We start from the raw sequence: 13,248 nt of genomic DNA, 5'->3' as shown, positions 1-13,248 counted from the left end.
TCCTCCCTCTCTCAGCAGGCACAGAGACAGAAAGGGTGCCCGGCCGGGTCGGCGTACACACGGAAGGTGCGCTCCCGGTCCGCCGCGTCCAGCGGCTTCGCGCCCAGCTCCAGCACCCCCTTCTCGGCCACGTCCAGGTCGTCCACCACCAGGTCCAGGTGGAACTGCTGCGAGTCCTCGGGCGCGGGCCACTTCGGCGCCACGAATCCCGGCGCCTTCTGGAACGCCAGCGCCTGCCCGCCGGGCGCCGTCAGGTCCACCCAGTCCCCGTCCCCCTCGACGCTGCCGCCCAGCACCCCGGCGTAGAAACCGGCGAGCGCGGACGGATCGGGACAGTCCAGGACGACGACACCGAGCTTGGCGAGAGCCATGACTTCCTCCTCGAAGGCGGAGTTACCTGTAAAGCCGGTCAAACGGTAACTGTAGTTACCGGATGCTCCCGCAATGGAGGTAACGTCGCAACCGGATTCGGGAGGTAACTTGCAGAGATGAGTGAGAGATCGCCCGCGCCGGGCGGCCTGGCCCTGGTCGAGGCCCTGGTGAACACGCTGGACCTGGAGTCGGGCGCCGACGCGCTCGACACGGCGGACGGCAGGGCACGCCTCGGCATCACGGAGGCCGAACTCCCACCGGCCCGCGTCCTGCGCGAGTCCCTGCGCGCCACCCTTCTCGCCCACGCCGGGTACCCCCCGCACCGCGAGGTCACCCCCCTGGGCGAGCTGCTCGCGCAGGCCCGGCTGTACGTCGCCGTGGACCCCGCCGACGGCTCGGCGCGCCTCCTGCCGGGCGACGAGGACGGGCTGCTCTCCCGCCTGGCGGCGGCCGTCGCCACCGCCGCGATCGAGGGCACCTGGACCCGCCTCAAGGCCTGCGAGGCCGACACCTGCCACTGGGCGTACTACGACCGCAGCCCGGCCGGCCGCGGCCGCTGGTGCTCGATGCAGGTGTGCGGGGCGCGCGAGAAGATGCGCCGCTACCGGGCCAAGGACCGGTAAGGCACAGCCGGTTCACCGGTCACGCATGTGCCGCGTGGTGCAGAATGCAACAAGACACCGGTTCGGCCGACTGAGCCTCGGCCGAACCGGTGTCGCCTGTTGATCTCGGGCACATGCGGTGCGACGCAGCCCCCTGTGCCGGAGCGCCCCTTCAGGGGCGCGGGGAACTGCGCGCTCAGCCCCCATGCACCCGCGGATCTAAGCGGCCGGACGCCCCATCGCACGGTACGTCCACCCCGCCCGCCGCCAGACCTCCGGCTCCAGCGCATTACGCCCGTCGAGGATCACCTTCTCCGCGACCACCTCTCCCAGCGCCGCCGCATCCAGCTCCCGGAACTCCCGCCACTCCGTCAGATGCAGCACGACATGCGCCCCCCGCACGGCCTCCAGCGCAGCCTCTGCGTAGCCCAGTGTCGGGAACAGCCGCCGCGCGTTGTCGATCCCCTTCGGGTCGTACACGGTCACCTGGCCGCCCTGCAGCTGGATCTGCCCGGCGACGTTCAGCGCCGGCGAGTCACGGACGTCGTCGGAGTCCGGCTTGAACGTCGCACCGAGGACCGCGACCCGCTTGCCGAGGAAGGACCCGCCGCCCAGCGCCTCCCGGGCCATCTCGACCATCTGTCCCCGGCGCCGCATGTTGATGGAGTCGATCTCGCGCAGGAAGGTCAGCGCCTGGTCGGCGCCCAGCTCGCCCGCGCGGGCCATGAAGGCACGGATGTCCTTGGGCAGGCAGCCGCCGCCGAACCCGATCCCGGCGCGCAGGAACTTCTTCCCGATCCGGTCGTCGTACCCGATCGCCTCGGCGAGCTTCGCGACGTCGCCGCCCGCGGCCTCGCACACCTCGGCCATGGCGTTGATGAAGGAGATCTTGGTCGCGAGGAAGGAGTTCGCGGACGTCTTCACCAGTTCGGCGGTCGGGAAGTCGGTCACCACGAACGGCGTACCCTCGCCGACCGGCGTCGCGTACACCTCGCGCAGCAGCTTCTCGGCCCGCTCGCTGCGCACGCCGACCACGAGCCGGTCGGGGTGCAGTGTGTCCTGGACGGCGAAGCCCTCGCGCAGGAACTCCGGGTTCCAGGCGAGCTCGGCATCGGCCCCGGCGGGCGCGTTCTCGGCGAGGTAGGCGGCGAGCCGCTCGGCCGAGCCGACCGGCACCGTCGACTTGCCGACGACGAGGGCGGGCCCGGTGAGATGCGGGGCCAGCGAGGCGATCGCCGAGTCGACGTACGACATGTCGCAGGCGTACTCGCCGTGCTTCTGCGGGGTGTTCACGCAGACGAAGTGGACGTCACCGAAGGCGCCGACCTCGGCCCAGTCGGTGGTGAAGCGCAGCCGCCCGGAGGAGCCCTCGAAGCCGGCCACGTGCCGGCGCAGCAGCTCGTCGAGCCCCGGCTCGTACATCGGGGTCTCGCCGCGTTCCAGCATCGCGATCTTCTCGGGCACGACGTCCAGCCCGAGCACCTCGAAGCCCAGCTCGGCCATGGCCGCGGCATGGGTGGCGCCGAGATAGCCGGTGCCGATCACAGTGATCTTGAGGCTCATGAATGCTCCAGCTCGGGGACGTGGGTGCGGGCTGCGGCCCGAGCATAACCGGGCCGTGTTCGGGGCAACTTTCCCGCTGTCGCCAAGCTCACGTGACCTATCCGTGGGCCGCGTTCTAAACTTTGAGTTACTTAACAGTAATTAGCGTCAGCACCACTGCGTCTGGAGTGAGGGACCTTGGCCGGATCGGCTGACTTCGACCTGTACCGCCCGTCCGAGGAGCACGACATGCTCCGCGACGTCGTCCGCGCGCTGGTCGAGGCGAAGATCGCCCCGTACGCCGCCGCGGTCGACGAGGAGGCCCGCTTCCCGCAGGAGGCGCTCGACGCCCTGGTCGCCAACGACCTGCACGCCGTGCACGTACCCGAGGAGTACGGCGGGGCCGGCGCCGACGCGCTCGCCACGGTCATCGTGATCGAGGAGGTCGCCCGCGCCTGCGTCTCCTCCTCCCTCATCCCGGCCGTGAACAAGCTGGGCTCGCTCCCGGTGATCCTCTCCGGCGGCGAGGACCTGAAGAAGAAGTACCTGACCCCGCTCGCCAAGGGCGACGCGATGTTCTCGTACGCCCTCTCCGAGCCGGAGGCCGGCTCCGACGCCGGCGGCATGAAGACGAAGGCGGTCCGCGACGGCGACCACTACGTCCTCAACGGCGTGAAGCGCTGGATCACCAACGCGGGCGTCTCCGACTACTACACGGTGATGGCCGTGACCGACCCGGAGAAGCGCACCAAGGGCATCTCCGCCTTCGTCGTCGAGAAGTCCGACGAGGGCGTCTCCTTCGGCGCCCCGGAGAAGAAGCTCGGCATCAAGGGCTCGCCGACCCGCGAGGTCTACTTCGACAACGTGCGCATCCCCGCCGACCGCATGATCGGCGCGGAGGGCACCGGCTTCGCCACCGCGATGAAGACCCTGGACCACACCCGGATCACCATCGCCGCCCAGGCCCTCGGCGTCGCCCAGGGCGCCCTCGACTACGCCAAGGGCTATGTCCAGGAGCGCAAGCAGTTCGGCAAGCCGATCGGTGACTTCCAGGGCATCCAGTTCATGCTCGCCGACATGGCCATGAAGATCGCCGCCGCCCGCGCCCTCACCTACCAGGCCGCGGCCGCCTCCGAGCGCGGCGACGCCGACCTCACCTTCCAGGGCGCGGCGGCGAAGTGCTTCGCCTCCGACGTCGCCATGGAGGTCACCACGGACGCCGTCCAGCTCCTCGGCGGCTACGGCTACACCCGCGACTACCCCGTCGAGCGCATGATGCGCGACGCGAAGATCACCCAGATCTACGAGGGCACGAACCAGGTCCAGCGGATCGTGATGGCGAGGAACCTGCCGTAGTGGGGTCTGCGCAGGCCGGCTGACCGGCCACCCGGATGCGCGGCCGCACCGGCCGCGCGTCCGGGTGCTCGCCGCACTCTCCGGTCCTACCTGCCGCCGTACACTGCGAGTTCGCTGATCGCCATCTGGTCCCCGCGCTGGCCGGAGTCGTTCGGCCTGTCGGCGACGACCCGCAGGTAACGGGCGGTCACCGGCGAGGAGAAGGCGACGGGGACGGCCCCCCAGCCGCTGTTGCTGACGGTGCCGACGGTGGTCCAGCTGGTGCCGTCGGTCGAGGCGTCCACGTGGAAGTCGGTCGCGAAGTGCGGCTGGGGCATGCCGACCGTGACGTAGCCCAGGCTCTGCGACTGCTGGAGATCGACCACCAGCTGCCAGCGGAACTGCCCGCTGGCCTGCACGTACGTGGTGGGGTCACCGTCCGTGGCGTAGGTCGGCTGTGACTCCGGCTGGAGCTGCGCGGTGCTGCCGTCGACGAACTGGGCCACGGCCGGCTTGTGCGCCGCGAGGTTGGTCGGGGCCGTCCCGGCCGGCGGCGCCGCGATGCCCGCATACGCCGCTTCGAGGCCCGCGCCCGCCAGCAGGGAGGCCGGTACGCCCACGCCGTCCGCGGTGACCTGGGTGTTGCCGCTGACGTTGGCGTTGGCGGGGTTGCCGCAGACCCAGTTGGGCGTGGTGTTCTCGAAGTAGTTGCCGGCGAAGGAGAAGTCGCCGTAGGGGGTGGTGGTTCCCTCCTTGCAGCCGCCCATGGAGGCGTTGTTGGCGTTGTAGGCGGCATTGCCGGTCATGGTCACGTACTGGCTGCCGCCGTCGGTGTAGATGGCGAACCCGCCGCCCCCGGCGCCGCGCACGACGTTGCCGCTGATGACCAGGCCGTCGGCGAGCGAGGTGCCCTCCTGGCCCAGGACGTAGATGCCGCCGCCGTCGCTGCGCTGCTGCATGTAGTCGTGGACGAGGTTGCTGGTGATCTTGTTGCCCGAGGTCCTGGTGGCGGTGCGTCGAGGTAGAACTCACCCGGTCTGTCGAGCAGTTCCTTCGCGTTCTCGACGGACGTCGGCAGGTCGGCGTTCACGCCGTACTGCTTCTTCGTGGAGTTGTCGAAGCAGGGCTGCTGCATCGTCACCGTGGTCCCCGACACCGACGCGACGCCGCAGCGCATCTGCGTCCACTCGACGCCGTACACGAACTCGACGTCGGAGATGTTCCCCCAGCCGGCCAGCGTTGTGTCGGAGGTGGTGTAGCCGGTGGCGGTACGGGTGAAGGTGGTCGCCGCCGACCCGGACGCGCGGTTGGCGCGGACCCCGTCGACATAGAGCTGCCGGGTGTCGGTACCCGCCGGAACCGACGCGCTCCACACCCCGCCCGCCCCCTGGGCCCAGCCGGTCACCTGCTGCCCGCCGCTGAGCACCGGGTGGGCGCCGGGTGCCGCCTGGTAGCTGACGGTGTGACCGCCGGTCGCGGAGTCCCCCACCGCCGAGTCGAAGAAGAGCGGGGCGTCGAGCTGGTGTTTCCCGTCGGCCAGTACGACATCGATGTCAGTGGTCATCGTGCTCGTCGCCGCCCGGACCTTGCTCTGCGCCGTCAGCAGCCCGCACGGCGCCGCGGCCGAGCAGGCGGATCCCGTGCCGTTCGGCGCCACGGAATAGACGACGGGGTCGGCCGCGGCCGAGACGGGAGCCGCGCCGACGGCGACCGTGGCGCCGGCGAGGAGTGCTGTCAGTAGGCCGATGGCCATCCGGAACGGGGCCGGGCGCTGGAAACGTCGCTGCATGGGTTCTCCGAGGCGTCGTCGGTGGAGAGGGGGATGCGGAGCGGCACGGCGGAGCCCGGTGTCCCAGGAGGCCGGCTGCCCGCTTCGGAGCAGTGGGCGGGAGGCCGCGGCCCGGGTGGCACTACCGGACGGTCGGGCTTAGGACGGGAACCGAACGGGGAACGCCCCGGACCCCGCACCACACCCTGGAGGAGCCATGACCCAGACCGGACCCATGACGGCCATGTCCAAGCAGATGCAGGAGTGCGTCAACATGTGCATGGCCACCCACACGATGTGCGAGGAGACCATGAGCTCCTGCATGTCGATGGAGGGCGGCCAGGCCCAGATGCGCATCATGCGCGCGCTGATGGACTGCTCCGAGGCGACCCGCATGTGCGCCGACATGATGATGCGGCGTTCGCCGCTCTCGCCCGAGATGTGCGCGATGTGCGCCAAGGCCTGTGACATGTGCGCCGAGGCGTGTATGTCCATGCCGGACGACCCGCAGATGAAGCGCTGCGCGGAGGCGTGTCGCCGCTGCGCCGAGATGTGCCGCTCGATGGCGGCCATGCCCATGTGACGCTCCTCGCGAGCGCGGGGCGCGGTCAGGGGCCTCCAGCCGGGGGTCCCTGATACGCGCTGCGGCAGGCCGTCAGGCAGATCGCGTCCGCCGCACTGCCTGCCTTCACCCAGGAGCTGGACCAGGCGGCCGACCAGTCCCGGCAGGGCTCCGATCTCGCCCTTCTCCAGCGGTTCGTGGCCCAGCGGGCCGTCTGCGCGCACATCCAGCGCCGGCCCGAGAGGGCCGCGGACCTCCGCCGGCGGCTGGTTCTACCTTCTGGTGGCGCCACGGGAGCCGTTGATCATCGTTGTCCGCATCGTGCCGCCGTTCGACGCGCTGTAGCCGGGTATGCCGAGGGGGAAGGGCGCCCCGCCCTTCCCCCTGTGGCCGTGCTCGCCGCCGGGACGGCCTAGTTGCCGGAGACGGTGACCTTCTCGTCGTTCTTCAGCTCGTCGACCAGGGTCTTCACCTTCGCCTTGTCCCAGACGAGGTTGCCGCCCGTGGAGCCGGAGATCGGCATGTTCATGGAGACGCCGTCGCCGCCGTTGACGTCCTTCATCGCGAAGAACATCGACGCCAGGTCCCACAGGCTCATGTCCTTGTCGACGGTGAGGGAGTCGAGGCCCGCGCCGAGGGTGGGGTAGAGCTTGAAGGGGTTCAGGACCGTCGACGGGGTGGCCACCTGGTGGGCCAGGGCGGCCAGGAACTTCTGCTGGTTCTTGGTGCGCTGGAGGTCGGACGTGGCGAAGGCGTGCCGGGTACGGACGAAGGCCAGGGCCTCCTCGCCGTTCAGGGTCTGCTTGCCCGCCTTGAAGTTCGCGCCCGAGTAGCTGTCCTTGAAGCCCTTGTCGATGGTGATCGTGACCCCGCCGACCGCGTCCACGATGTCCGCGAAGCCGGCGAAGCCGATCTCCACGTAGTGGTCGATGTGCAGACCGGTGTTGTACTCGACCGTGCGGACGAGGAGGGTCGGGCCGTCCTCGGCGTAGGCCGCGTTCAGCTTCGTGTGGCGGCCGGTGCCCTGGTAGACCTTGCCGGACGTGGACCCCTGGTAGGAGGGGATCTCCACGTCCGAGTCACGGGGCAGCGAGATCAGCGTGTCGCCGTTGTCGCCGACGTGCAGGATCATCATCGAGTCCGTGCGCTGGCCCTCGGCCGACCCCGTGTGCAGCTTCTTCTTCTCCTCGGCCGACATGCCCTTGCGGCTGTCGGAGCCGACGATCAGGTAGTTGGTGCCCTTGCCCGCCGCGGGCCGGTCGATCACCTTGGACAGGTCGACGTCCCGGTGCAGCTTGGAGTCGGCCCAGAAGTAGGTCGAGACGGATGTGACGATCAGCACGCTCAGGACGACGATCGCGGTCCACTTGATCCGCTTGCGCCAGTTGGGAGCCGGCCGCGGCCCGCGCTCGGGCGTACCGGCCGGGCCGCCGCCCCCGGGGCCGCCGCCGTAGACCTGGCCGGTGTTGTAGCCGCTGTCGTAGCCGTCGTACCCGCCACCGCGGTCGTCTCCGTACCCGCCGCCGTACGACGGCTGCTGCGGGACCCCGGCGTATCCGCCGCCGCCCTGCTGCGGGGCGCCGTACGGCGGTGCCGACGGATCTCCGCGCCGTACCTGGCGCATCACGCGGGCGCCCTCAGGCTGCGCGCTTGCGCTACCGCGTCCGTACTGGTTGCCGCGGTTGTCGTTCGACCGCCCCTCGGGCCATTCGTTCATGGGCCCCAGTGTGCAGGCAGCGGCCATGCCTCTTACAAGGGTCGTCGGAAAATCAGGGCACCGCTGTTGCGAAGCCGACACAAATTCCGCGATTGTCGCTTCCGCATAAGGTGGGGGCCATGACAGACCAGGCCCCCGAGGCGGAATCCGATATACCCGGCAAGCCGACGTCCGCGTCCCGGACCACGCTGAGCCACATCATGACCCACAGCGACACCAACCTTCTCGGGACGGTGCACGGCGGTGTGATCATGAAGCTCGTGGACGACGCGGCGGGCGCGGTCGCCGGCCGGCACTCGGGCGGGCCCGCCGTCACCGCGTCCATGGACGAGATGGCGTTCCTGGAGCCGGTCCGCGTCGGCGACCTGGTCCACGTCAAGGCCCAGGTCAACTGGACCGGCCGGACGTCGATGGAGGTGGGGGTGCGCGTCCTCGCCGAGCGCTGGAACGAGTCGACCCCCGCCACCCAGGTCGGCTCGGCCTACCTCGTCTTCGCGGCGGTGGACGCCGACGGCAAGCCGCGCCGGGTGCCGCCGATCCGGCCGGAGACCGACCGGGACCGCCGGCGCTACCAGGAGGCCCAGATCAGGCGCACGCATCGCCTGGCGAGGCGGCGGGAGATTCGTGAGCTGCGCGAGCGCAGGGTGGCCGAAGGGTACGTGGACTAGGGCGGTGCCACGCCGGGTCGGGTTTCGGCTGCGGGTGCGTGGGGGTTGCTCGCGCAGTTCCCCGCGCCCCTAAAGGGGCGCCGTGCAGCGCCTCTGCTTTCAGGGGCGCGGGGAACTGCGCGACAAGCCCCCACCGGCCCGCGGCCGAAACCCGAACCTCAGCAAGCCCTCTCATCCCCCCGGATAACGGAGGATTCCACCTTCGGCGGCGCCGGCGCAGCCGCCCGCACCGTCCGCACCGCCCCCTTGAAGTCCGCCCCCACCGTCACCCGCAGCACCGGCCCCAGCCCCGGCACGGCCCGCAGCACGCTGCCCGGCAGGGCCGCCGCCAGCGAGCGGGCCGAGCGGTCCCACCGCGGGTCGAAGGAGATCACCGTCCGCCTCAGGTCACGGTGGGCGGCGGTCACCGGCTGGTGGTTCGTCGCGAAGCCCGTCGCCGCCAGCGCCGCGTCCATCCGCCGCGCCAGCCCCGCCGTACCCGTGCCGTTCTCCACCTGGACCCGGATGGCCGCGGGCGCCACCTCCACCGTCACCGGCCCCGGCCCCTGCGGCTTCGGCGGGAGAGAGGGCGAGGGCGACGGGGGCGGCGTGGGCGCGTGCGCCGGCGCCGCGATCGGCTTGTCGTCGCGCAGGGACCGGAACAGCTGGTCCGCCCCGGCCCGGTCCCACTTCAGCGTCGAGCCGATGCCCTTCACCACGTACCCGAGCTGCCCGATGGGGACGGTCGTGAACTCGGACGAGGAGGGCGAGAAGTTGCGCATCGCCCGGCCGAGGTCCAGCAGCTCGTCCGTGCCGAAGCCCGTGTCGGCCCGCACCGACCCCAGCACCGCCCGCGTCACGTCCCGGAACCTGATCGGGTTGAGCAGCACCCCGTTCGACGTCGCCCGCTCGATCAGCGCCGCGAGGAACTGTTGCTGTCGCTTCATCCGGCTCAGATCGCTCGCCGCGTCGACGTGCCGGGCGCGGACGTACTGCAGGGCCTGGCCGCCGTTCAGCATGTGCGTGCCGGGGGAGAGGTTCAGGCCGGTGTAGGAGTCCTTCAGGGGCTGGGCGGTGCAGATCGGGACCCCGCCGAGCACGTCCACGGTCCGCATGAACGTGATGAAGTCGACCTCCAGGTAGTGGTCGATCTTCAGGTGGGTCATGTCCTCGACGGTGCGGACGGTCTGCTGCGGGCCGCCCTCCGCGTAGGCCGCGTTCAGCTTGATGGGGTGCGCGGGGTGCGGCCGGCCCGTCGCCTCGTCGACGTGCGAGGGCACCTCGACGTACGAGTCGCGCGGCAGGCTGACCACGGTCGCCCGCTCCCGGTCCGCCGAGATGTGCACGATCATGATCGTGTCGGTGCAGTGGCAGGGCGCCCCGCCCAGCCGGTACTTCCGCCGCTCGTGCTCGGTGATCTGGTCGCGGCCGTCGGTGCCGACCAGCAGCACGTTCATGCCGTGGCCCGGGGCGGGGCGGTTCTTCATGTCCTTGAAGGGGTCGACCCGGGCGATGTCCGCGTCCAGGCCGGCCATGACCGAGTGCCCGATCCCGGCCGATGCCAGCACCACCACCGAGAGCGTGGTCACCGCCCGCATGGCCCAGCGCGGCCGCCGGGGCCTCCTGGGTCGTACCGGCGGCCGCGGGGCCTGACGGGTGGGCTGCGGTCGGCGCTGCGGCCGGGCGGGCCGGGCGGGGGACCGGGGCGGGCTGGCGGACAAAGGACACCTCCGGACGAGGCCGTACGTGGGATCCGTGAGCACGGTAGGCCGATACGACCTTCAGCCCGCCCCACCGCCCATGCGGCGCGCACCGGTGTCCCCCGTTCGCGGTAACGTGAGCCCCCTATGAACGCCAAGCCCGACGTGCGGCACCCCGCAGTTTCTGTGATCATGCCCGTCCTCGACGAGGAGCGGCACCTGCGCGGGGCCGTCCAAGCGATCCTCGCGCAGGAGTACGCCGGCGAGCTGGAGGTCGTCATCGCCCTCGGTCCGTCCACGGACCGCACGGACGAGATCGCCGCCGAGCTCGTCGCGGAAACCGCATCATTCAAAAGCAAGCGTGTGCACACCGTCCCGAACCCGACCGGGCGCACCCCGGCCGCGCTGAACGCCGCGATCAAGGCCTCCCGGCACCCGATCGTGGTCCGCGTCGACGGCCACGGCATGCTCTCGCCGAACTACATCGCCACCGCGGTACGGCTCCTGGAGGAGACCGGCGCGATGAACGTCGGCGGCATCATGCACGCCGAGGGCGAGAACGCCTGGGAGGACGCGGTCGCGGCGGCCATGACCTCGAAGATCGGCGTCGGGAACGCGGCCTTCCACACGGGCGGCGAGGCCGGGCCCGCCGACACGGTCTACCTCGGTGTCTTCCGGCGCGAGGCACTGGAGCAACAGGGCGGCTACAACGAGGAGTTCATCCGCGCCCAGGACTGGGAGCTGAACTTCCGGATCCGTGAGGCCGGCGGGCTGATCTGGTTCTCGCCGGAGCTGAAGGTGTCGTACCGGCCGCGGCCCAGCGTGCGGGCGCTCGCCAAGCAGTACAAGGACTACGGCCGTTGGCGGCACGTCGTCGCCCGCTACCACGAGGGCTCCATCAACCTGCGCTACCTCGCCCCGCCGACGGCGGTGTGCGCGATAGCCGTGGGGATCGTCGTGGGCGCGCTGGTCACCCCGTTCGGGTTCGTGGTCCCCGGCGGCTACCTCGCGGCGATCGCCGCCGGATCCCTCCCGGCCGGCAAGGGCCTGCCGCTCAGGGCCCGGCTGCAGATCCCGGTCGCCCTCGCCACCATGCACATGTCGTGGGGGTACGGCTTCCTGACCAGCCCCAAGGCCCTGGCGAAGCGGGTCATCGCGTCCCGCCGCCCGGCGGTGCTCAGCTCCACCGGAAGCTGAGCACCCCCGCGAGACCGGCCCGGGCTACCAGGTGTAGTCCGGGTCGACGTGCATGCACGCCGTGGTGTCCGAGGCGTTGAGGGCGCTCGCCGACGCCGGGGTGGTGTCATCGTCGTCGGCGGTGTACTTGGTGCCCGACCGCCAGTCGGCGCCCACGACCACCGTGACCCCGTCGACGGCCGTGGACTTCTTCACCTGGCCGGACGGGATGCCCAGGACCTTGGCGATCCGCTGGGCGTCGCCCGCCAGGTCCGCGCTCGGGTAGCGCACCAGCGTCTCGTCCTCGCTCAGCAGCGCCGAGGTGTCGGCGGCCGCCTTCGTGAAGCCCTTGCCGACCAGCAGCTGGGTGACCGCGGCGGCCCGGCCGGTGACGGCGGACTCCGCGCTGCTCTTCGTGCCGTTCTGGACCTGTACGGCGATCTTGTCGTCGGCCGCGGCCTTGTCGGTGACCTTCGTCGTGGTCGTGGTCGTCTTCTTCTTGTCCTTGCCGTCCAGCGCGATGTCCTCGCGGACCAGCCGCCACAGCTTGGCCGCGTCGGTGGGCTTGGGCAGCACCCGGTTGCCGTCGGAGGAGTACACGAACGGCATCGTCGTCATGGTGATGCGGTCGGTGGGGACCTTCTTCAGGTCCTTGCTCAGGTCGTAGAGCTTGGTGACCGAGCCGAGGCCGGTGTCGACCGTGAGCGCCTTGGTGGCCGTCTCGGCGAGCCCCAGGAGCTTGTCGGGGTTGCTGAGGGTGGCGTTGGAGCGCAGCTGGCGGACCATCGAGTTCATGTACATGTGCTGGGCCTTGGTCCGGGCTATGTCGCTGCCGTCCTCGAAGCCGTAGCGGGTGCGCAGCCACTGCAGTGCCTGCTTGCCCTTGACGGAGGTGGTGCCCTTCTTGAGCTTCAGGCCGGAGCCGTGACCGGTGGAGGTGTGCGAGTAGATGTTGGCGTCCACGCACACCGGTACCCCGCCGATCGCGTCCGCCATGGACACCACGCCCGAGAAGTCGACCATCATGAAGTGGTCGATGTGGATGCCGGTGAGCTTCTCCCAGGTGGCCACCGTGCAGCCGGGCCCGCCGCGTTCCAGGGAGGCGTTGGTCATCGTGTCGTCGGTGGCCGCGTACACCTTGCCGGTCTTCGAGTCGGTGCACTTGGGGATGGAGACCAGGGTGTCGCGGGGCATGGACACCACCGACATGTTGGTGCGGTCGGCGGACACGTGCAGCAGCATCTGGACGTCGGCGCGGGCGGCGGTGCCGATGTCCTTGGCACCGCCCAGCTTCACGTTCTCGGCGGTGTCCCGGGCGTCGGAGCCGATCAGCAGGATGTTCAGCGGGGTCTGCCCGGCCGCGTTCGCCTTGGACACGGCCGCGCGGTCCTTCGTATCGGCGTTGTTGAGGTTCTCTTTCTTGATGTTGCTGTTGAGGTGCTCGTAGTACAGGTATCCGGCGGTGGCGGTGCCGGCCATGGCCAGCACCAGGATCGAGGCCGACCAGCGTACGATCCGGCGTCTGCGGCGCCCGCGGTCGCCGTCCGTGCCACGTCTGCCCTGCCGGCCGCCACCGTCCTGGGGCGTGAGGGACATGGTGTCCTCGACCGCGGACACCACGTCGGACACCTCCCCCCGCACACTGCTGTGCACCACCTTGCCCGCCCTCCCGCTCACACCTGCCGCCACACCCGGAACTCCCGGGCACCTGAAGCACGGCGGCAGTGTCGTGCAGCCGTTTAGGAGTTACCTGTGCTTACCTGTGCGGACCTGTGTGTGAAGAGACCGTGCCGCCTGTAATGACCCTGTACGGGAACCTTGTACGGC

The 13,248-nt window shown here is 70.6% G+C and carries 12 protein-coding genes and 1 pseudogene; 6 read left to right on the top strand and 7 right to left on the bottom strand.

Annotated features, from left to right (window positions below):
* Positions 1-11 precede the first annotated feature (11 nt).
* Positions 12-371: a VOC family protein gene (locus tag ACFWPS_RS32105; protein ID WP_383711318.1), complete on the bottom strand. Its 360-nt coding sequence runs from the start codon at positions 369-371 to the stop codon at positions 12-14.
* Between the two features lie 117 nt (positions 372-488).
* On the opposite strand from ACFWPS_RS32105, the gene ACFWPS_RS32100 reads away from it, so the two are divergent.
* Complete coding sequence (locus ACFWPS_RS32100) at positions 489-995, top strand: CGNR zinc finger domain-containing protein (protein WP_383711315.1); 507 nt, start codon at positions 489-491, stop codon at positions 993-995.
* A 198-nt stretch (positions 996-1,193) separates the two neighbouring features.
* Here ACFWPS_RS32100 and ACFWPS_RS32095 read toward each other — a convergent pair whose 3' ends face one another.
* Positions 1,194-2,537 (bottom strand): UDP-glucose dehydrogenase family protein, encoded by a 1,344-nt coding sequence (locus ACFWPS_RS32095; RefSeq protein WP_383711314.1) that lies wholly within the window; start codon positions 2,535-2,537, stop codon positions 1,194-1,196.
* A gap of 177 nt (positions 2,538-2,714) precedes the next feature.
* On the opposite strand from ACFWPS_RS32095, the gene ACFWPS_RS32090 reads away from it, so the two are divergent.
* Positions 2,715-3,872 carry an acyl-CoA dehydrogenase gene (locus tag ACFWPS_RS32090; RefSeq protein ID WP_383711312.1) on the top strand — a complete coding sequence of 386 codons (1,158 nt, stop codon included), beginning with the start codon at positions 2,715-2,717 and terminating at the stop codon, positions 3,870-3,872.
* A gap of 86 nt (positions 3,873-3,958) precedes the next feature.
* On the opposite strand, the gene ACFWPS_RS32085 is transcribed toward ACFWPS_RS32090, so the two are convergent.
* Together ACFWPS_RS32085 and ACFWPS_RS32080 are read right to left on the bottom strand one after the other, a co-directional pair.
* Positions 3,959-4,618, bottom strand: a complete 660-nt coding sequence (locus ACFWPS_RS32085; RefSeq protein ID WP_383711395.1) for a discoidin domain-containing protein — start codon at positions 4,616-4,618, stop codon at positions 3,959-3,961.
* 41 nt (positions 4,619-4,659) lie between these two features.
* Positions 4,660-5,640, bottom strand: coding sequence for a hypothetical protein (locus ACFWPS_RS32080; RefSeq protein ID WP_383711311.1), 981 nt, complete (start codon positions 5,638-5,640; stop codon positions 4,660-4,662).
* Between the two features lie 196 nt (positions 5,641-5,836).
* Between ACFWPS_RS32080 and ACFWPS_RS32075 the strand changes: the two genes are divergently transcribed.
* Both ACFWPS_RS32075 and ACFWPS_RS32070 read left to right on the top strand, forming a co-directional pair.
* The gene (locus tag ACFWPS_RS32075) at positions 5,837-6,202 is read left to right on the top strand and encodes a four-helix bundle copper-binding protein (RefSeq protein WP_383711309.1); all 366 of its coding nucleotides are present in this window, start codon (positions 5,837-5,839) and stop codon (positions 6,200-6,202) included.
* 59 nt (positions 6,203-6,261) lie between these two features.
* Positions 6,262-6,444: pseudogene (locus ACFWPS_RS32070) on the top strand (hypothetical protein); the annotation flags it as partial.
* Between the two features lie 149 nt (positions 6,445-6,593).
* Here the strand turns inward: ACFWPS_RS32070 and ACFWPS_RS32065 are convergent.
* Entirely contained in the window at positions 6,594-7,898 is a 1,305-nt protein-coding gene (locus tag ACFWPS_RS32065) for an LCP family protein (RefSeq protein WP_383711307.1), read from the bottom strand.
* Between the two features lie 119 nt (positions 7,899-8,017).
* Here ACFWPS_RS32065 and ACFWPS_RS32060 point away from each other — a divergent pair, with 119 nt between their 5' ends.
* Positions 8,018-8,566 (top strand): acyl-CoA thioesterase, encoded by a 549-nt coding sequence (locus ACFWPS_RS32060; RefSeq protein WP_383711305.1) that lies wholly within the window; start codon positions 8,018-8,020, stop codon positions 8,564-8,566.
* Positions 8,567-8,724: 158 nt separating this feature from the next.
* Here ACFWPS_RS32060 and ACFWPS_RS32055 read toward each other — a convergent pair whose 3' ends face one another.
* A complete protein-coding gene (locus ACFWPS_RS32055) occupies positions 8,725-10,143 on the bottom strand; it encodes an LCP family protein (protein WP_383711302.1) in 1,419 nt (472 codons plus the stop codon).
* Positions 10,144-10,392: 249 nt separating this feature from the next.
* Between ACFWPS_RS32055 and ACFWPS_RS32050 the strand changes: the two genes are divergently transcribed.
* On the top strand, positions 10,393-11,442 hold the full coding sequence (locus ACFWPS_RS32050) for a glycosyltransferase family 2 protein (protein ID WP_383711300.1): 1,050 nt from the start codon (positions 10,393-10,395) through the stop codon (positions 11,440-11,442).
* Positions 11,443-11,466: 24 nt separating this feature from the next.
* Here ACFWPS_RS32050 and ACFWPS_RS32045 read toward each other — a convergent pair whose 3' ends face one another.
* Positions 11,467-13,077 carry an LCP family protein gene (locus tag ACFWPS_RS32045; protein WP_383711297.1) on the bottom strand — a complete coding sequence of 537 codons (1,611 nt, stop codon included), beginning with the start codon at positions 13,075-13,077 and terminating at the stop codon, positions 11,467-11,469.
* Positions 13,078-13,248: the final 171 nt, after the last annotated feature.

Origin of the sequence: Streptomyces sp. NPDC058457, assembly GCF_042720695.1 — a bacterium.
Lineage (GTDB): Bacteria > Actinomycetota > Actinomycetes > Streptomycetales > Streptomycetaceae > Streptomyces.
The sequence above is the reverse complement of the archived record's forward strand: the minus strand, read 5'-3'. Positions and strand labels throughout refer to the sequence as shown.